Below are 250 nucleotides of genomic sequence, written 5' to 3'. Positions count from 1 at the left end.
CCCGCGAAACATGCACCGACAGCTGCAGATCGACTTCGGGGAGCGGCTGGTCGAGATCGGAGGATCGAAAGTCAAGGCATTCATGTTCGTGGCGACGCTCGGCCACTCGCGATGGCTTCATGTGCGTGCGTTCCGGGCTGAGAAGCAGGAGCATTGGTTTGCCGGGCTCGAGAGTACATTTACGACTCTCGGCGGTGTGCCGGAGGAAGTTCTGATGGACAAGACGCCATCGGCCCACACATACACGTAT

The 250-nt window shown here is 59.2% G+C and carries 1 pseudogene; it reads left to right on the top strand.

The features are described 5' to 3' along the window. Positions 1-10 precede the first annotated feature (10 nt). Positions 11-250: pseudogene (locus tag CWO89_RS45505) on the top strand (DDE-type integrase/transposase/recombinase); the annotation flags it as partial.

Source organism: Bradyrhizobium sp. Leo170, from assembly GCF_004296405.1.
GTDB lineage: Bacteria > Pseudomonadota > Alphaproteobacteria > Rhizobiales > Xanthobacteraceae > Bradyrhizobium.
This window is presented reverse-complemented; position numbering and strand designations above follow the sequence as displayed.